The organism is Parabacteroides caeci (genome assembly GCF_023656795.1).
Classification (GTDB): Bacteria; Bacteroidota; Bacteroidia; order Bacteroidales; family Tannerellaceae; genus Parabacteroides; species Parabacteroides segnis.
Genome location: NZ_JAMOKT010000055.1, coordinates 13,118 through 32,657 on the forward strand (window position 1 = coordinate 13,118; position 19,540 = coordinate 32,657).

Consider the following 19,540-nt stretch of genomic DNA (forward strand, 5'->3'; position numbering starts at 1 on the left):
TCTATCAATATCTTTGCCTTACTTTTCCATATATCATTTTTTCTCGCTAACTTTGTATTGTCAAATAAAACAAATCAATAAGAAATGGATAAACTGAAAATTGTTGGCGAACCGCTGCCCGATATGCCTTGGGAAGACCGCCCGGCTGATTGTAAAGATGTGATCTGGAGATATTCGAATAATCCGGTGATCCCCCGTGATATTATCCCTACATCAAACAGTGTGTTCAACAGTGCTGTCGTTCCGTTCAAGGGAGGTTATGCCGGCGTGTTCCGTTGTGATGATACCAACCGCCGTATGCGTCTGCATGTCGGTTTCAGTGCGGATGCCATCCACTGGAATATTTCTGAGACAAAGCTGGAGTTCGAATGCGAGGACGAAGAGATAGGCAAATTCGTTTATGCGTATGACCCTCGTGTATGCTTCATCGAAGACCGCTACTATATCACCTGGTGTAACGGCTATCATGGCCCGACGATCGGTGTGGCTTATACATTCGATTTCGAAACATTCCACCAGTTGGAAAATGCTTATCTGCCTTTCAACCGTAACGGTGTGATGTTCCCGCGTAAGATCAACGGTAATTTCGCCATGCTGAACCGTCCGAGTGACAATGGCCATACTCCGTTCGGCGACATTTTTTACAGCGAATCGCCTGATATGTGCTTCTGGGGAAAACATCGTCATGTGATGGCTCCGGCTCCGTTTGAAGTGAGTGCCTGGCAATGTCTGAAGATCGGTGCTGGTCCTATTCCTATCGAGACCTCGGAAGGTTGGTTGCTGATCTATCATGGTGTGTTGCAGTCATGCAATGGTTATGTATATAGCTTCGGTGCCGCCCTGTTGGATCTGGATCAGCCCTGGAAAATAAAATACCGTACGGGTCCGTACCTGCTTTCTCCGCAAAAGGATTACGAATGTGTAGGTGACGTGCCTAACGTGACATTCCCGTGTGCAGCCCTGCATGATCCCGAATCTGACCGTATCGCTATCTATTACGGCTGTGCGGATACCGTGACAGGTCTTGCTTTCGGTTATATCAGCGAAATCATCGAGTTTACAAAGAAAAATTCTATTGTATAAATTCGTATATTTCCATTAATAGGAAAATACGTTTTCTAAAAAGGGGGGTGCGTCAAAAGGAAAGAGTCTCAAGAGTCTCATCAGTCTCACCCCCCTTTTTCATTTTCTGCATTTTTGTTCAGATAAAGATTTCTGCACTTATATATCTGAAATATAGATTATTATATTTATATTCTCTTTTTTCTCTCTTCAATTTATTCCTTTTTTTATTAAAGTTTCGGACGCACTTCTTCTCTTGGAGTATGGTTATTCTGTTATATTGGGTAAGCATAATATGAAAAACGGGTAAGCACCGGAGGAAGAACGGATAGGCACCGGTGAGTTAACGAATAACTACTCATTAAAAATGTCCGAAATAAAGAGAAAAAATGGGTTTTTATGCTTGAATTTAAATCTTAAAATAGGGCGTATATAAATGTATATCAATATATTATATGTAATTTTTGGAAAAAGCGTATTTTCAGAAATGGGGGTGAGACTGATGAGACTCTTGACACTCCTGTTCTTTATGGGATAGTCAGAAACACGAAACGACATAAAACAAAAAACCTCAGAAATTAAATTCCTGAGGTTCTCTGTGGGCAGTGATGGATTCGAACCACCGAAGTCGAAAGACAGCTGAGTTACAGTCAGCCCCATTTGGCCACTCTGGTAACTGCCCAGTGCAAAACTTATGTTTTATAGGAAAATCTCTCTTTTCCTTTGAGCCTCTTGTCGGATTCGAACCAACGACCCCGAGATTACAAATCACGTGCTCTGGCCAACTGAGCTAAAGAGGCATTCAGTATTTCTGTTTTGCGAGTGCAAAGGTAGTTATTATTTCTAATCTTGCAATAGGGGAGAGTGTTTTTTTGTATACTTTTTTTCATCTTTCTTTTCAAATACAATCTATCTCCCTGATTAATAATAAGAAAAGATTAGACATTTTTTTAAGAAAAATAGTAGAAGTGAAAATAAATTCTTATTTTGCCGACTCATATAATATCACTTAATCTAAAATCTATTATCATGAGCATTAACAGAAGACAATTTTTAAGAAGATCATTGGCGGGAAGTGCTGCTATCGTTGTAGGCAAAGAGATGAATGCTGCCAATACGCCGGTCAGCGGGAGTTCTTTTTCACAGACAGAAGACCTGTTTCCCCCGGCAAAAGGAAAATCCGTTTTAGGACTGCGTTGTAAACCTTTGAGTACCGTCCGTATCGGTGTTGTCGGTCTGGGAAGAGGGGCAGGCGCGGTAAAGCGTATGGCACAGATCGAGGGAACGGAGATTGTGGCTATCTGTGATCTGAATCCCGAACGGATTGAGAATAGCCAGAAAACACTTAAAAACAGTAACCGGAAAGAAGCAGTCGCATATACCGGAGAAGAAGACTGGAAGAAAATGTGCGAACGGGATGATATCGACCTGATTTATAATGCCACCCCTTGGGAGTTGCATGTGCCTATCGCCCTTTATGCAATGGATCATGGAAAACATGTTGCCATCGAAGTGCCGGCTGCGCTAACGGTAAAGGATTGTTGGGCGTTGGTCGACAAGGCCGAAGAAACGCAGCTTCATTGTATGATGCTTGAAAATTGTTGTTACGATTTCTTTGAATTGGCCACATTGAATATGGCCCGCCAGGGATTGCTGGGAGAAATTATTCATACCGAAGGTGCTTATATCCACGACCTGAGAGGCTCGAAGTTTAAAGGTTATTATAAACATTGGCGTCTGGAATACAGTAAATACCATACCGGCAATCCGTATCCCACACATGGGCTCGGCCCGGTTGCCCAGATTCTGGGAATCAACCAGGGAGACCGGATGGATTACCTGTCATCCGTTTCGACCAACCAGTTTGGCCTGGCTCTTTGGGCGAAGGAAAATCTGAAAGATGACGAACGTATCACCCAATCGGAACGTTATGCCCTGGGGGATATGAATACGACCATTATCCATACTGTGAACGGCAAGTCTATTATGATTCAGCATGATACGACATCGCCCCGTCCTTATTCCCGTATCCATCTGGTGCAGGGGACGAAAGGGATGGCTGTTAAATATCCGGAGCAGAAGGTGGCTGTACAGCCCGATACGCATTCTTTCCTGAAAGAAGGGCCTCAAAAGGAAGTGATGGCGGATTATGAACACCCGCTGAGCAAATACATCGGCGAACGGGCAAAGAAAGTCGGTGGTCACGGTGGTATGGACTTTATCATGGACTGGCGTCTTATCTACTGTCTGCGTAACGGTTATCCGCTGGATCAGAGTGTCTACGATGCGGCTGCCTGGTCGTGTATCGTCGAGTTGAGCGAACGTTCTGTCCTGAACAAGAGTTGCTCTGTGGCTATTCCTGATTTTACCCGCGGTGCCTGGCGTGATTACAAGCCTTGGCCTGTGATTGACATGAAAGATATTTTACACGGATAAATTGTAGACAAAATAAAACTCCTGAAAGCCGGCTGCTCTTTCGATAGCCTGCACTTTCAGGAGTTTCGTAAGTAAATATGATAGCATTGTTTATTTCTTCAAAAGAACTTCTTCGATAGCTTTTTTGAAATCAGCCTTGCTCATGGCACCTCTTGCCATCTGCGGTTGTTCGCCCATCGGACAGAACAGGAGGGAAGGAATGCTCCGGATGCCGAAAGAAGCAGCCAGTTCTTCTTCTTTTTCCGTATCGACCTTATAGATATCTATTTTTCCTTCATATTCGTCTGCCAGCTCTTCCAGGATAGGAGCAATCATTTTACAAGGACCGCACCAGGTAGCGAAGAAATCGACGATACAAGGTTTGTCACCCTCGTATATCCATTTATCGGGACTTGCTTCATAATTGGCTACTTTACTTAGAAATTCTTGTTTTGTCAACTCTTTTACTTTCATGATTCTAACTCCTTATTGTTTAGTTATTATTCCTCTTTCTGTTTTTACATAACAAAGTTACGACCTTATATGCTTGTAACTGTTTGCTGTATTTCCTTAATAATTGACATTTTTCCCTTTGGGTGATCGGTAAACAAAAAGCCGTTCGGAGAACGTTTCCCCCGGACGGCCTTATCTGGTTTAAATCACACTACTTATTAATATCAATATCTTTCGCCAACGGCATCCCAATCAACGATATTCCATAAGGCATTCAGATGATCGGGACGGCGGTTCTGGTAATCCAGGTAATACGCATGTTCCCATACATCGAATCCCAGGAGAGGAACCAGTCCGTGTGCAACGGGGTTGCTGCCGTTTGGCTCTTTGGTAATTGAAAGTTTGCCGTCTTTATCTTTTGCCAGCCATACCCATCCGGAACCGAATAGACCGGCGCCTGCTGCGTTGAACTCTTTCTTGAAGTTATCGAACGAACCCCAGGTTGCTTTGATGGCTTCTGCCAACTTTCCTTTAGGTTCGCCGCCGCCTTTGGGTGAGAACTGGGTGAAATACAAATTATGGTTGAGTATCTGTCCGGCATTATTAAAGATAGCGCCGTCGGATTCTGCTACGATCTGTTCTAGGGGAGCGTTTTCAAATTTTGTACCCGGAATCAGGTTATTCAGGTTGTTTACGTAAGCCTGTAAATGTTTTCCGTGATGGAACTCAATTGTTGCTTGACTGATAACCGGTTCCAATGCATTTGCCGCATAAGGCAATTTAATTAATTCGAATTTCATAATTTCTTCTTTTTTATCTGTTATTTGACTACTACTATTATTACTATTATTAGTTACCAACAATAATAAACTGAGGCATAATGTAAGCATGACTAATAAGTTTTATGTTGTTTCTATTATTCTAACACGGCGGGTTTCTTATTTGTTCACCCGGAAAGCCGGTATTTCCCATCACTTTTGTCAATCGGGCGATAAGTGAAATTTATGGACGTTGGCAGAAGTCTTCGTGACGGCTGATAATTATACCTTATACGATATGCCTTAAAATAAAATGAATAATAATATGTAAAAAGCTGTTTTTTTATCATTTGTAAAGAAAATAATCCCAAAGAAGTTTCTATTTTTGTGCCCTCATATTATTAATTAAGTAAAACATATTTGTAGATGGTAAAGAAAGTTGGGAATTTAATTCCAAACACCTTTTTTATTACAAAGGGTAGTGGTGATTCAGACCTGGAAAAGCATGCAGGTTCTTATCACATGGCTCTTTATGATGCCGGTATTTCAGACTTTAACATTATGACTTATTCGTCTGTTATTCCAGCAACTGCACATCTTGCAACCATGGACGAGATCGATCTTCCTCCATTTGGTACGGAATTGAAAACCATTATGGCGGTATCGCATGGTTATCAGGATGAGTTTGTATCTGCCGGTGTGGTTTACGCCTGGATGTACAAGGACGAAAACTTCGATGAGAAAGTTGGAGCCCTGGTATGCGAGGTCAGCGGCCGTTATCGTATCGAGGAGTTGGAATCACGTCTGATCCGTGTAATCAACGACTTGCACCAGAAGACTTACGGTAAGTATTATCTGGGTGAACTGAACTTCATTACCGAAGGTATTACCATCGAAAAGAGATACGGAACAGCTCTGGCTGCCCTGTGCTTCGTAGATTTCCTGATGCCTGAGATTGAAGATTAAAAGAAAATAAAATATCTGATTATCAGTATGGAAACAGAGGTAAGGCCCCGGCCCTTATCTCTGTTTTTTTTGTGCCTTTGGGAAAAACGGCATAAGTTTGTTATATTTGTAATCGGCTTATAGTATAAAATTCTCTTTATTTAAGAAACAATCCGTTTAAAGCTGTTGTTGTATGAAAAAGATTATTAATCCCTGGAAAGGGTTGGATGGCTATATGTGCTTCGGGTGTGCACCCGAAAATCCGCAGGGTCTGCACATGGAGTTTTACGAAGATGGTGAAGATATAGTTGCTTTCTGGGAGCCGGAAAGCCATTACCAGGGATGGTTGGAGACATTGCATGGGGGAATCCAGACTACCATGATGGATGAACTGGCTGGTTGGGTGGTATTGAGGAAATTACAGACGTCGGGCGTGACTTCACGGCTGGATGCCCGTTTCCTGAAAAGTATCTCGACCCGGGAACCGCGCTTGATGATACGGGGGCGTATCAAAGAGCAGAAACGGAATGCCATATTCATAGAGACGGAGATATACAATTCGCAGAACGAACTTTGTTCGCGGGCGGACATCGTATATTTTGTCGTCACAAAAGAACAGGCGACGGAGAAGTTTCATTTTGCCGGTTGTAAGACCGAAGATGAAAAAAATGAACAGTAGACAAAAAGAATAAAGTAAACGATTAACAAATGAAGTACATCGGAGCACATGTAAGTGCGTCGGGCGGGGTTGAGAATGCCCCTCTGAACGCGAATGCTATCGGGGCAAAAGCATTCGCCCTCTTTACCCGAAACCAACGTCAGTGGAAATCATCCCCGTTGACGAAGAAAAGTATCTCCTTATTCAAAGAACGTTGTGAGGAGTTCGGTTACGAGGCGAAACATATCCTGCCTCATGACAGTTACCTGATTAACCTCGGACATCCGGACCCGGACGGGTTGCAGAAGTCGCGCGATGCTTTCCTGGACGAAATGCAGCGTTGCGAACAACTGGGGCTGGACCGGCTGAATTTCCATCCGGGAAGCCATCTGAACGAATTGTCGGTCGACGATTGCCTGGCTCGTATTGCCGAGTCGATTAACCGGACGTTGGACCAGACCGCAGGTGTTTGTGCCGTTATAGAGAATACGGCCGGACAGGGTACGAACCTGGGATATACATTCGAACAAATAGCAGCCATCATCGATCGGGTAGAAGATAAAACGCGCGTCGGTGTCTGTATCGACACGGCTCATACGCTGGCTGCCGGTTATGATATTAAAACGGAGCAAGGCTTTACCGAAACCTTCCGCCACTTCGATGAAGTGATCGGATTTTCCTATTTGCGCGGAATGCATATCAACGATTCGAAGAAAGACTTGGCGACCCGGGTAGACAGGCATGACAGTATCGGAAAAGGGGTGATGGGGATGACAACCTTTAAGATGTTGATGGCCGATCCTCGTTTTGACGACATCCCTCTGATCCTTGAAACCCCTGACGAATCGATCTGGGCGGAAGAGATCGGTTATCTGTATACATTGTGATAGAAGTAGAAAAAAGTGAGTCTCAAAGCTAGAAATAATTGAGCTATCTGTTTATTGACTGGTTGTACCTGGCTCCCCTCTTGAGAGGGGGTAGGGGGTGTGTTAAAGCCAGTCAATAAAACAAGCCTTGTTACAGGTTTATTTGCCGTCTGCTTCAGCTGACGGATAAGTAAAGTGTCTATCTTATTGGACTTTAGTTCCATTTCTTACAGTTTTCTATCTAGGAGAAATGTGGCTGAAGCCAAAAGAGAGAAACAACTTGTAAACCGTCAGCTGAAGCAAACGGCAAATGAACCTGTAATAGTCAAGTGACTCTGATTATGGTGGTTGTATGGCGGGGATATGACACACCCCCTTCCCCCTCTCGAGAGGGGAGCCAGTTACAACCAGTTGCTATAAACAAACACTCATATTTGATAATATTTGAACTGTACGTATATCATTAATTAATCCCTTTTACGGAAGGGTAGACTAAATAAAATACACCTATGTTTATATTAATGCCAATTATTTTTGTCGTGGGCATCCTGGCTATTGCGCTTGAAGATAAGATAAAGATCAACAAAGCGGCAACAGCTCTTTTTATGGCCATTTCCTTATGGATGATATTGATGTTCGACGCTTATAATATTTTCGTTGAACGTTCGAACCCGCTGTTCGAAGAGTTTCTGATGCAGAACCCCGAAATGACAAATCTGCCTGCAAAAGACCAGTTTATTAATTTTATAACCAACCGTTCTATTGTTTACCATCTGGGAAATGTGGCAGAGACCTTGTTCTTTGTGATGTGTTCCATGCTGATTGTCGATATTGTAGATAAACACGGTGGTTTCAGGGCCGTGACGGGATATATCCGCACCTCCAACAAGCGGAAACTGTTGTGGTATATCAGTTTTGCCACTTTCTTCTTCTCCGCTTTGCTGGATAACCTGGCGGCAGCGATCGTGATTATGGCGGTACTTCGTAAGTTGGTTCCCGACAGGACCGACCGGTTGAAATATGCTTGTATGGTGATTATCGCAGCCAATGCCGGCGGTTCATGGTCGCCCATCGGTGATGTGACGACAATCCTGCTCTGGGTAGGAAAGAATGTGACGGCTATGCATCAGATTTCGCATGTATTTATTCCTGCATTGGTTAATATGCTGGTTCCGCTCTCCATTGCCCATTTCTGGTTGTTCAAGAAAGATGCCCAGTTGCGTGTCATGAGTGAGGAAGAGGCTGCCGATGAGTTTATTCCGGAAATACCGAATCATTCACGCCGGGTGATCTTTGTGATCGGCGTACTTTCATTGGCTTTGGTTCCGGTCTTTCAGATGCTGACCAATTTGCCTCCGTTCCTGGGGGTATTGCTGGGACTGGTTATTTTATGGATATATACCGATGTCATGTACAGCCGTTTGCATGTGCATGAATCGGAAAAGCTGCGTATTACCCAGTTGTTGCCGAACATCGACCTGGCAACGATCTTTTTCTTCCTGGGAATCTTGATGGCGGTAGGCGCCCTGGAGACATCGGGACAGTTGGGGATCATGTCCGCCTATCTCGACAAACATGTGCATGAACCTTATTTAATCAGCTTTGTGATCGGAGCTTTATCTTCCTGCGTGGATAACGTGGCGTTGGTGGCAGCAACGATGGGTATGTATCCGATCGTGCAGCAAGCACCGGATTTGGCACCCTATGCACAGTTTTTTGTTTCCGACGGAGGATTCTGGACATTCCTTGCTTACTGTGCCGTAACAGGCGGTAGCATCCTGATTATCGGTTCGGCAACAGGTGTCACGGTGATGGGATTGGAGAAAATAGATTTCATGTACTATACAAAGCGATTTTCAATATTGGCATTGATTGGCTATATTTGCGGTGCGGCAGTATATATGCTATTATTCGCTTAAACTTATTTATATGAAAAGAAAATGGATTATCGCAGCAGCCTGTGCCGTTTTGCTTTCCGGAATGGAGGCAATGGCTTGTACGGGTTTGCTGGTAGGGAAGAAGGCATCGGTCGACGGATCGGTGATGATCAGTTATGCAGCAGATTCGCATACCCTGTATGGCGAGTTATACCGTTGGCCGGCAGCGACCTGGCCGAAAGGCGCCATGCTGGAAGTCAGGGAATGGGATACAAATAAGCCGCTGGGACAGATTCCGCAGGTGGAACAGACGTATTCGGTTGTCGGCAACATGAATGAACATCAGGTGGCTATCACGGAAAGTACGTGGGGTGGACGTCCGGAGCTGGTGGATACAACAGGTATTATTGACTACGGCAGCCTGATCTACATCGCCCTCCAGCGTTCAAAGTCAGCTCGCGAAGCAATCAAAGTAATGACCGACCTGGTGAAGGACTACGGTTATTACAGCAGCGGCGAGACTTTCTCTATCGCCGACAAGAACGAAGCATGGGTGATGGAGCTGATCGGTAAAGGTCCGGGTAACAAAGGGGCTGTTTGGGTGGCCATCCGTATTCCGGATGATTGCATTTCTGCACATGCCAACCAGTCGCGCATCCAGCAGATTCCTTTTGATGACAAGGAAAACTGTATGTATTCGCCCGATGTTGTTTCTTTGGCCCGCGAAAAAGGGTATTTCAGCGGAAAAGATAAAGACTTCAGTTTCCAGAAGGCCTATTGTCCTTACGACTTCAGCGCATTGAGAGGTTGTGAAGCACGTGTATGGTCTTTCTTCCGTAAATACGATAAAACAATGGATAAGTACACCGACTTTATCAAGGGTGATCCTTCCAAGGAGCCGATGCCGTTGTATGTGAAGCCGGACCGTCTGTTGTCTGTTCAGGACGTTCAGAACGGTATGCGCGACCATTTTGAAGGAACCGATCTGGATATGACGAAAGACGCCGGAGCCGGTTCTTATAAAGTGCCGTATCGCTGGCGTCCGATGACGTTTAAGGTAGATGGACAAGAATATACCAACGAACGTGCCATCGCTACGCAGCAGACCGGTTTTGTAATCGTTCCGCAGATGCGTAACTGGTTGCCCGATGCGATCGGTGGAATCCTTTGGTTCGGTGTGGATGATGCCGATATGGCTGTGTTCACTCCGCTGTATTGCTCTATCACGGAATCGCCCGAGTGCTACCGGGTAGGAAACGGGGACATTATGAATTTCTCGTGGACTTCCGCATTCTGGATTCACAACTGGGTAGCAAACCAGGCTTACGGCAAATACAGTTTTATGATCAAAGACATTCGTCCGGTTCAGCAGGAATTGGAAAACAGTTATAAAGAGGTAATTCCGGCTATCGACAAGGCAGCCTCCGATTTGTATGCCAAGAATCCGGCGGAAGCAGTCCGGTTCCTGACCTGGTTCAGCACGACGACTGCCGATCAGGCAACTGCCCGCTGGAAGAAGCTCGGCGAGTATCTTTTAGTAAAATACATGGACGGAAACGTTAAGAAAGAAGAAAACGGCCAGTTCAAGCAAAATGGCTACGGGCTGTCCGAATATCCTGATTTCCCTGGCTACGATGAGGATTATTATCGCAGTATTGTGAAAAGTGCAGGTGACAGACTTAAAGTAAAATAATTATATTTGCGCATAATGTTGAACTAAATTAATGAGAGTATGAAGAAATTAATTGTTATGTGCATGCTGGCAATTATCAGCATGAGTGCATTTGCACAGACTCAGCAAGGACAATCGTCTTTCGGTTTTAATCTTGGTTATGGGTTTAACGAGAATGGAAATGCGTTGTTGGGGTTGGATTATCGTTATAATCTGACGGATGAGGTTCGTTTGGCGCCATCTTTGTCTTATTTTGTGAAAGATGATGGTTTGAGTGCCTGGGCTATCGACGTGAATGCCCACTATGTATTCAAATTGAGTGATATGTTCGGTTTCTATCCTTTGGCAGGTCTTGACCTTTCATTCTGGAAAGTAAGTTTGGGTAATAGTGCAAGTCTGAATAAGACTCGTTTAGGTGCCAATATCGGTTTAGGAGGTGAAGTATATGCAACCGATCAGTTGAGTGTCGGTTTGGAATTCAAATATAATATACTCAAAACCTGGGGAGACTTGAGATTATCTCAGCCGCTTTTGGCGCTTCGCATCGGATATAATTTCTGATAGATCAATTTTTACAATAAAAAAACAGAAAAGGGGATGAGCAGAAATGTTTATCCCCTTTTTTTGTTTATATTTGCGAGTGTTGTTTTTCAAACGGAGTTTGTCACTTAAATTTGATCTGAATGAAAATATTCCAGCAAGAAATATCGGAGAGTCACCGCAATGTTGTCAAAGGACAGCATGTAAGAGGACTATTATGCGAACACAAATGGTTCGTACTCGGTGAAAATGGCGTAGATGAGATTTTGACGTTTTGGGAAGACGGATTTTTGACAATCTCGAACAAGGGTAAAAAGAGGAAAGGAACCTGGCGATATAACTCCTATAACCAATCGGTGCATCTGGTAAAATCGGACTTCATATGCGACCTGCGTCTTTTTTTCTGGAATAGAGTAGTATTAGTCCTGCAATTGCGTGAGGATAACGGTTATTTGTTTTTGATAAATGCCGCTTATAAGGATCGATTCGATTGCATGGTTCTGGAAGATTTTAATGCCTATGCCAGCCAATGGGAACATGAACAGGCGGCAAAAGGACAAAAAATGGAGGCATTGAAAAATTTGAAAATTGGACAAAAGATGATTCTTGAGGAGCTGGAAACAATGAGAACCAGCGGAGATTTGTCTGGGAAACTAGTTACCCGTCTGGCAGAACTTTGGGCAAAAAATGAGCAAAGATTGGAAGAAGAAGTCACCAGAAAACAGAAGCGACTAAGAGAAAAACAGAAATCTGAAGTCTCACATCTACTCGCAGAACAAAAGGAAATGACGAAAAAATACTCCGGACAAGTGGTTGAACTCAAGGAACAGCTGGAGCTACAGAAGCACGAAGCTCGTGAAGAAGTGTCGCAGCTGAGAAATAAACTGATAAAAGAGTTAGATCAGAATATAGCTCTGATAGGAGAACGACGGAATTTATGGGAACAGAAAATAGATGCTCAGCGAAAGTTGAATGAATTGAAAAAGCAATTGGATAGCAGGGAGCAACCGGAACAACCGAAGCAACCGGAAGCACCGAAGCAACCGGAACCATCCGATCGATTGGAACAACTGATTTTGACGATTAAGCAAGATATCTTTGGACTGATGAAAATGAAAGTAAAAGATTATATACGATTCAGAAGTTTAGATATAGGCATTGAAATGGATATAGCGTTGGATAAAGACAAGAAATATAAAAAGATGTTCATGACAAAAATAATTGTGATCACATCATTGGCTGTTTTGGTACTATTCCTGTTACCTTATTTATGGAATATCATTTATTATGATAATCTTGGAGATTATCTCGAGATTTTATTATATACCTCTTTTTTATTTATTGGGGGAGCTTTTACGATACTCGCCTATTACTTTTTCAACTTGAGTGAAGACAGTTATAAAGTAAAATTAAAGGGAAAGATCGAAGAAGAACATAATAATGATTTTATGGATAGTTTGATGCCTTGAGAAATGCTTTCCCGGTTTGGGAAACGGCTTTACACCCCTGCAAAATGCTTTCCCGGTTTGGGAAACGGCTTTACACCCTTGCAAAGTACTTTCCCGATTTGGGAAACGGCTTTACACTCTTGCAAAATGCTTTCCCGGTTTGGGAAACGACTTTACACCCCTGCAAGATACTTTCCCGACTTGGGAAACGATTTTACATCTTCTTGGAAATTGTTTTGACAAAACAGTTATCTTTTGAAATATAATGCTTACCTTGCCCTCGTTAACAAAAAATAGAAATCATGGGAACATACTTAAAATTCACCGATTTTTCTGCAAATAATTTCAACAACGCCGAGTACCTCAGTTTTCTCCGCCGTTTTCGTGCCCTCCTTCCGTTCCCGGAGCAGGGTGGCGACCGACCCGAAATCGAAAGTCTCAGCGTCAATGAATCGAACGGTGTCCCTGCATTGGGCGTTTCGGCCGCTCAACTTACTGCCCTCGATGCAGTGATCGACCAACTCACCGATCTGAACAACCAGAGCCGTATCAGCCAGGAAACTGAAACGTTGAACGACACTGACAAGCAACGCGACAACGTTGCCGTCTATGCTTTGAACCGGATAAACAATTCCGCTACCCTGCCACTCCAGGCAGAACAGGAAGCCGGTAAGTTTCTGCGGAACGTAGTGAAACCATATACCGGAATCGCACGCCTCCCGCTCAATCAGGAAACAGAAACGATCAAAGGACTCTTGGTCGATCTGAGAAAACCTGAAAATGCATCTGCCGTACAGGCTTTGAGCCTGACCCCTTATTCGAATGAACTGGAACGTTTGAATAATCTATATGAATCACTGGTGGCCCAACGTGCTGCCGAACGTCTGGCTAGTAGTGTAGACAACAGTAAGATCGTGCGTGCCCAAGGTGATGATATTTATGACGATATAACCTCGCTGGCTTTTGCCTGGAGCCTGGCGAATCCTTCGGACGAAGCTACTGCTTTTATCCGCAATGTCAACGCTCTGATATCCGATGCGCAGACAGCCTACAACCAGCGTATGGGACAGAAGAAAAAGAAGGAAAGCGACCGACCGGAGATTGAATAAACTGGGTAAGGTTGCGGTTAAGCCCGTTTTTACATAGGCTGCCGCAACCTTCTTTTTTTATTCTATTTCATTACCACTTCAGATAATCCTCGAAAGTAACCTTTTCGAAGTTCGGAATCACTTCATATACTTTATCCTTCAATGATTCTTCCGGGTTGGTGGTGCTCAGGCCGATAACCCGCATGCCGGCAGCCGTTCCCGCTTGTATGCCGGCAAATGAATCTTCAAAAACGAGGCAGTCGGCAGGGGAGACATGCAGGTCGTCTGCGGCCAGCAAGTAACACATCGGGTCAGGTTTCCCCTTTGTGATGCGGTCTGCGGTCACGATTGTATCGAACATGTTTTCCAGATGATGCAGTTTGAATGCCCGTTCAACCTTTGTATTGTCCGAGCTGGTGACCAATCCCATCTGTACACCGTTCTTTTTCAGCAGGTGCAGAAATTCCAGGGAGCCGGGCATGGCGGGCAGGGGCATGGTGCTTTCGTATTCGGTCGATTCTTTGATGATCATCTGACGAAATTCTTCCGTGCGGTCGGAAAAATACTTTTCGATGATATAGGGGAGTGTAGTGCCTTTGATGACGGCAGCGAAGTTGTCGATACCTGTTCCGTAACGTTCGCCTGCTTCATTCCAGAAAATATCGTAAATGGGTTCTGTGTCGACCAGCACGCCGTCAAAGTCAAAGAGAGCCGTTTTTAATTTCATAAAAATACCTTTATTGATTACATTTTGCACGCAAAGATAAGGCTATTCTTTGAAAAAGCTTCTACCTGTTGTAAAATAGCAACACTTTTGCTGTGCATTTATGAATAATATTTTATCTTTGTGCCCGTACACATGTGTTAGTTGACAGACCAGTAAAACAATTTTCTTATTTATAATACCTAAAAGAAAAACAGAATGAAAGCATCTTTGAAGTTAGCAGCCCTGTCTCTCGCGCTGCTTTGTTCCTGTCAGTCGAATGACGGCTGGGAAAAGTTATTCAATGGTAAAGATCTTACCGGTTTCAAGCAATTGAACGGCGAAGCGCCCTACCGGGTGGAAGACGGCTGTCTGGTCGGAACTTCGGTGACGGGCCAGCCGAACAGCTTTATGGCTACCGAACAGGAGTATGGCGATTTTATCCTGGAATTTGAAGCCCTCTGCGACCCGGCATTGAATTCCGGTGTGCAGTTCCGCAGCGAAAGCCGTCCGGATTACCAAAACGGGCGTGTGCATGGCTACCAATGCGAAATGGACCCTTCCGACAGAGCTTGGAGCGGAGGCGTTTACGACGAGGCACGCCGTGGCTGGCTGGTGACGCTTGTCGATAACAAACCGGGACAAGCCGCCTATAAGAAGACAGATTGGAATAAATACCGTATCGAAGCGATCGGCAACAATATCCGCATCTGGCTGAACGGTGTGAACACGGCCAATCTCTATGATGACGAAACAGCCAAAGGCTTCATCGCTTTCCAGGTGCATGGCATCGGAAAGAATACCGATCTGGAAGGAAAAGAAATCAAATGGCGTAATATCCGCATAAAGACCGAGAACCTGGAGGCAGAACGTATGCAGGGAACCCTGGCTCCTGAAGTGAACCGTGTCCCCAACTACCTGACGGATGCTGAAAAAGCGGACGGATGGAACCTCCTGTTCGACGGACAGACAACTACAGGCTGGCGTGGCGCCCATAAAGAGGCCTTCCCGGATCATGGCTGGAAAGTGGAAGACGGACAGTTGATCGTCCTGAAATCCGGTGGCGGCGAGTCTACCAACGGAGGTGATATCGTGACCGATAAAGAATATGCAGCATTCGAGTTAAGCCTGGAATTTAAAATTACTCCGGGAGCAAACAGCGGAATCAAATATTTCGTGACGGAAGCAGAAAAACCTAGCGGCTCCGCCTACGGCCTCGAATACCAGATATTAGATGACAAACTGCATCCGGATGCCAAACTCTACACAACGACTCCCGGCAGCCGCACCCTGGCAAGCCTTTACGACATGATGCCGGCCGGTAACAAACGTTTCAACGGTGTGGGCAACTGGAACCAGGCTGTCCTGAAAGTATTCCCCAATAACCATGTGGAACATTGGCTGAACGGCTTTAAAACATTGGAATACGATCGTGGTTCAGATGCTTTTCGTGAGTTGGTGAAAGGTAGTAAATATGCTGCCCCGTCTTATAACGAGGCAGGACGTTTCGGTGAAGCTCCCCAGGGACATATCCTGTTACAGGATCATGGCGATGAAGTTGCTTTCCGCAGTATCAAAATCAAAGAATTAAAATAATCTTATTTTACACGGAGGAAGCTGCACAGGACAACCGGGCGGCGCACTTCGTGGATGATACGTTCAGAGGAGGTCAATATATTAAAAGTATATTGGCCTTCATAATTTTTAAGGACAACCTCCAGGTCGCTGGGAGTTGCAAAGAAAAATCCTTCTTCCGGCATCTCCTGTTCGAAGTTATGGAAGCGGTTGCCGAGATAGAAATTAAGCCCGTACAGGTTCCTGTATTTCTTGAGATTGTTCATAACGAACATATTATTCTCATTCAGCGGATATTCTTTCATTACCTTTTCCGCAAAAGGACGGGCAGAACCATCCTGGCGGATACCCCGCATGATAACCCCGTCGATCAGCAAATTGATCGTAAAACTCAGGGCAATCGTAGCATACAGGATCTTGATGTTTATCTTTTTGAACATCTGGTAAAGCACCGTCAGCAGCGCCACCAAAACGACGATAACAATGCAAACCGTCAGTCCGTAACTGAAAGAAAATATGTTGCTGACAGCTTCGACCTGTGCCAGGGTGGAGGTACGGCTTGTGTACTGTGAAGCAATAGCCACGGGGTCGATAACACCGATCATCGTCAATCCGATGGCAATCAGTACCACAGTTGTGACCGATGCCAGGAAGGCAGCGAAGATACGGGTTACCTTTGTCCTGTATTCCGTGATATAAATGGCGTATTGTGCCAGGAATATTGCGATGAACGGATAAGCCGGCATCAGGTATACGCTTCTCTTGCTGGAAGGGATACTATAAAAGAAGATGATGCAAACCAATGCTACCAGGCTGAACAGTTTTTCCTTTTCCATGGAAAGAATATTATTCCAGCTGTCTTTTAGCATTTGTTTGAACGATACCTTTTTTCTCTGCCAGTTCAAACCGAACAGGGAGAAGAAAAAGAAGATGGTCCAGGGAATAAATCCGGCGGCCAGCGTCATAAAGTTATACCATACGCCATTCTCGTGTCCCAGGTCATAATTGATATCGGGCGTATTGAGATGGAAAAAACGTCCGAAGTTTTCGGCAAGTACGACATCGAGAAATTTATCCCCTCCCTGTTTCCAGGCTGCGATATACCACAGCAGAGGCAGGAACAGAGACGAAACGCCGATATAAAGTAGTGCCTTGAAGATTGTCAGCAGGCTGTATTTACGAAGCATCAGCAGATAAGCACCGAACACGAATAGAGGCAAAATAACTCCTACAGGCCCTTTAGTCAGAACCGCACACCCCAACAATACCGGGATAATAACCGGCAGACCTTTTAACTCCAGCCGGTCTTCCCATCGGAACAACTGATAGAGGCCGATGACAATGAATGTCGTCAGTAGCATATCGACACGGGTAGTCATCGCCGCTCTGTGCATTTCAATGCACGTGAGTAGTAGGAGAGTAGCTATAAACGCCTGCTGGAATTTTATCCTTCGCCCGAAAAACATGAGCGTGCATCCCATCAGGCAGATAAAAGCGATTGTAGACGGCAGGCGAGAGGTAAACTCCGATACGTATCCCTGCGGATAAGAGAAAGCAGCCATCAGCCAGTGTGCCATCGGCGGCTTATAGGCAAATTCGTTGGCATAAACCTGGGGTAATATCCAATTGCCTGATTCAAGCATGGATATGGCAACAGATGCTTCACGCGGCTCTCCTTTAGTGGAGAAATCACCCAAGCCGATCCAGGGAAGCACGGAGATTATACAGATTATAATAATCATTGTTACCGGCTTTTGCAGGTAGAGATATTGTAATGTCGGTGTACGCATATTCTTTTTGTAAGAGGACTAAACCAGTTAATGTCGTTATATCAGTTTGCAAAAGAACGATTTTTTGCGGACTTTTTCCTCATTTTTGATAACTTTTTATGTCCCTAAAGATTCTTTGATGGAAGAACGTATGACTTCCGCATCCTCTTTGTTTTCTTTCAGAATGGAAAGAACGAAGTTTAAATAACTTTCCTTGTTACTGATACCGCAGAAGTTACATACACGGCTTTGCGGCAGCATCCCCTTTTGATTATACACACGAAGGATATTCTTGTAATCTCCCGTTTCGATGTACTGGTTGAATTTATCTTTTATCCCATTGTATATTTCATCGACATGGACGTTGTAGCGGATGCTTTCCACATGCTCGGTCAGTTGTTCGACGGTCGTTATCTTGCGGTCGACCGTTGTTTCCAGTTTCTTGCGGACGCGGTGTTTGGCATGCAGGATAACCTGGCTTTCGAGGTCCTTCTCAAAGAGTTTGACTACATTTTCCTTTACCAGGGTAAATACGGTATCGGGATCTTTCATCATACGGCGTGCCACGGTGCGTATCACCGGTTCAAGCATCAGCAGGTTTTCCACTTCGGCTACGTCGGGAACGAAGATATGCTGGTCATGCAGATAGTCGATCTCTCCCTGCGTACGGCGGTCGCGGTCTACGATCCCCATGGATTCCAGCGTATGGAAGTCCTGCAACTGCCGGAAAGCCTTTGTCGTTTCAATCACCTTTTGGCAGCCACCCATCGGCTTGACCATATAATCGGGGAAGATCAGCGGGTAGAGGCGGTTGTCGATACTGTTGGAGTCGGTCCCTTCGATGAACAGGATCGGCTTGCGGCTCCCGAGGATATCTATATATACTTCTTCGGGAAGGCTGTCGCTGTTTTCTATCAGTTGGTAGTCCCAAACATGGGCGTCGGCATTGTAGTCCCTGATCCATATCCGCTTGCCTTCCGGGCGAGAAGTGGCAAAGTCGATATCGTGCGTCAGATAAACGAATGTGCAGTCGGGACGCATAGCTTCGATCTCATCCCAAAGCAGGTTCTTGATCGAGTTGTGAAGCAGTATTTCCGGTTCTTCGATCACCAGCAGTTCGTTGGGACGGGCACAGAGTACGGCGCCTATCAGGTAGAAGACGATCTTCTCTCCGTCACTCATTCTGCCGGCCGTATAAGAATCGCCGTCGCGGCTGGTGGAAGCTAGTTCAATAAAGCCGGACTTCCTGACCAGGCGGTTATGTGGGAACATTTTCTCCCAGATGGCCTGTATACGGTCTATTTTGGTAACGGGCGGTTCCAGGTCCGGGGTCAGCTTGCAGGCTTCCTTATAGTTTACTGCCGCCTCAAATTCTTCGCTTTGCAGGTGAAGGATCAGTTTTTCGTATTCTGAAAGGCGGGGCATGAAGATGCGTTCCGCGATCATCGATTGCAGGCGTGCCAGTTCATTGCCTTCGACAGGCACAGGTTCTTCACTGCTGATAAACAGGGAGTGCATGCCGGATATCTTTTTACTGTTGTCGGAGTAACGCTCCAGCAGATCTCTGCCGAACGAACTTTTGCCGGCACCATTTGCCCCGATAACGACAAGCACATTGGTGTCGAGCACGATCGTTTCGGAGGCATTCAACTTGGAAGGGAGAGTGAGTTCCATACAGGTACTGATTTATTTTACTCCCAAAGGTAATTAA

Annotated in this window: 16 protein-coding genes and 2 tRNA genes; 11 read left to right on the forward strand and 7 right to left on the reverse strand. The window is 45.0% G+C overall.

What is annotated here, in order from left to right:
- Positions 1-84: 84 nt before the first annotated feature.
- Positions 85-1,083, forward strand: a complete 999-nt coding sequence (locus tag NBH15_RS22205) for a glycoside hydrolase family 130 protein (protein WP_250823575.1) — start codon at positions 85-87, stop codon at positions 1,081-1,083.
- Between the two features lie 578 nt (positions 1,084-1,661).
- Here NBH15_RS22205 and NBH15_RS22210 read toward each other — a convergent pair.
- Together NBH15_RS22210 and NBH15_RS22215 are read right to left on the reverse strand one after the other, a co-directional pair.
- Positions 1,662-1,744: transfer RNA gene (locus tag NBH15_RS22210), tRNA-Tyr, on the reverse strand.
- Between the two features lie 44 nt (positions 1,745-1,788).
- Positions 1,789-1,862, reverse strand: a tRNA-Thr gene (locus NBH15_RS22215).
- 229 nt (positions 1,863-2,091) lie between these two features.
- Here NBH15_RS22215 and NBH15_RS22220 point away from each other — a divergent pair.
- On the forward strand, positions 2,092-3,498 hold the full coding sequence (locus tag NBH15_RS22220) for a Gfo/Idh/MocA family protein (RefSeq protein WP_250823576.1): 1,407 nt from the start codon (positions 2,092-2,094) through the stop codon (positions 3,496-3,498).
- Positions 3,499-3,588: 90 nt separating this feature from the next.
- On the opposite strand, the gene trxA is transcribed toward NBH15_RS22220, so the two are convergent.
- Positions 3,589-3,951, reverse strand: coding sequence for a thioredoxin (gene trxA, locus NBH15_RS22225; protein ID WP_250823577.1), 363 nt, complete (start codon positions 3,949-3,951; stop codon positions 3,589-3,591).
- 203 nt (positions 3,952-4,154) lie between these two features.
- On the reverse strand, positions 4,155-4,820 hold the full coding sequence (locus tag NBH15_RS22230) for a superoxide dismutase (protein WP_284705610.1): 666 nt from the start codon (positions 4,818-4,820) through the stop codon (positions 4,155-4,157).
- A gap of 294 nt (positions 4,821-5,114) precedes the next feature.
- On the opposite strand from NBH15_RS22230, the gene NBH15_RS22235 reads away from it, so the two are divergent.
- The 8 genes from NBH15_RS22235 (at position 5,115) to NBH15_RS22270 (ending at position 13,803) form a co-directional block, all read left to right on the forward strand.
- Positions 5,115-5,654 (forward strand): pyruvoyl-dependent arginine decarboxylase, encoded by a 540-nt coding sequence (locus NBH15_RS22235; RefSeq protein WP_122352532.1) that lies wholly within the window; start codon positions 5,115-5,117, stop codon positions 5,652-5,654.
- A gap of 172 nt (positions 5,655-5,826) precedes the next feature.
- Positions 5,827-6,312 carry a PaaI family thioesterase gene (locus NBH15_RS22240; RefSeq protein WP_186962071.1) on the forward strand — a complete coding sequence of 162 codons (486 nt, stop codon included), beginning with the start codon at positions 5,827-5,829 and terminating at the stop codon, positions 6,310-6,312.
- 29 nt (positions 6,313-6,341) lie between these two features.
- On the forward strand, positions 6,342-7,178 hold the full coding sequence (gene nfo, locus NBH15_RS22245) for a deoxyribonuclease IV (RefSeq protein ID WP_010802820.1): 837 nt from the start codon (positions 6,342-6,344) through the stop codon (positions 7,176-7,178).
- A gap of 488 nt (positions 7,179-7,666) precedes the next feature.
- Positions 7,667-9,076, forward strand: a complete 1,410-nt coding sequence (nhaD, locus tag NBH15_RS22250; protein ID WP_128134885.1) for a sodium:proton antiporter NhaD — start codon at positions 7,667-7,669, stop codon at positions 9,074-9,076.
- Positions 9,077-9,086: 10 nt separating this feature from the next.
- Positions 9,087-10,727, forward strand: coding sequence for a dipeptidase (locus NBH15_RS22255; protein ID WP_128134884.1), 1,641 nt, complete (start codon positions 9,087-9,089; stop codon positions 10,725-10,727).
- 39 nt (positions 10,728-10,766) lie between these two features.
- The gene (locus tag NBH15_RS22260) at positions 10,767-11,267 is read left to right on the forward strand and encodes an outer membrane beta-barrel protein (RefSeq protein ID WP_250823578.1); all 501 of its coding nucleotides are present in this window, start codon (positions 10,767-10,769) and stop codon (positions 11,265-11,267) included.
- 122 nt (positions 11,268-11,389) lie between these two features.
- Complete coding sequence (locus NBH15_RS22265; protein ID WP_250823579.1) at positions 11,390-12,715, forward strand: hypothetical protein; 1,326 nt, start codon at positions 11,390-11,392, stop codon at positions 12,713-12,715.
- A gap of 281 nt (positions 12,716-12,996) precedes the next feature.
- Positions 12,997-13,803 carry a DUF6261 family protein gene (locus NBH15_RS22270; protein WP_250823580.1) on the forward strand — a complete coding sequence of 269 codons (807 nt, stop codon included), beginning with the start codon at positions 12,997-12,999 and terminating at the stop codon, positions 13,801-13,803.
- 70 nt (positions 13,804-13,873) lie between these two features.
- Here the strand turns inward: NBH15_RS22270 and NBH15_RS22275 are convergent, their stop codons facing one another.
- A complete protein-coding gene (locus NBH15_RS22275) occupies positions 13,874-14,509 on the reverse strand; it encodes an HAD family hydrolase (RefSeq protein WP_128134881.1) in 636 nt (211 codons plus the stop codon).
- Between the two features lie 195 nt (positions 14,510-14,704).
- Here NBH15_RS22275 and NBH15_RS22280 point away from each other — a divergent pair, with 195 nt between their 5' ends.
- Positions 14,705-16,081, forward strand: a complete 1,377-nt coding sequence (locus tag NBH15_RS22280) for a 3-keto-disaccharide hydrolase (RefSeq protein WP_186961778.1) — start codon at positions 14,705-14,707, stop codon at positions 16,079-16,081.
- Positions 16,082-16,083: 2 nt separating this feature from the next.
- Here NBH15_RS22280 and NBH15_RS22285 read toward each other — a convergent pair whose 3' ends face one another.
- Positions 16,084-17,850 carry an ArnT family glycosyltransferase gene (locus NBH15_RS22285; protein ID WP_287624639.1) on the reverse strand — a complete coding sequence of 589 codons (1,767 nt, stop codon included), beginning with the start codon at positions 17,848-17,850 and terminating at the stop codon, positions 16,084-16,086.
- 96 nt (positions 17,851-17,946) lie between these two features.
- Positions 17,947-19,503, reverse strand: coding sequence for a DUF4435 domain-containing protein (locus NBH15_RS22290; RefSeq protein ID WP_250823582.1), 1,557 nt, complete (start codon positions 19,501-19,503; stop codon positions 17,947-17,949).
- Positions 19,504-19,540: the final 37 nt, after the last annotated feature.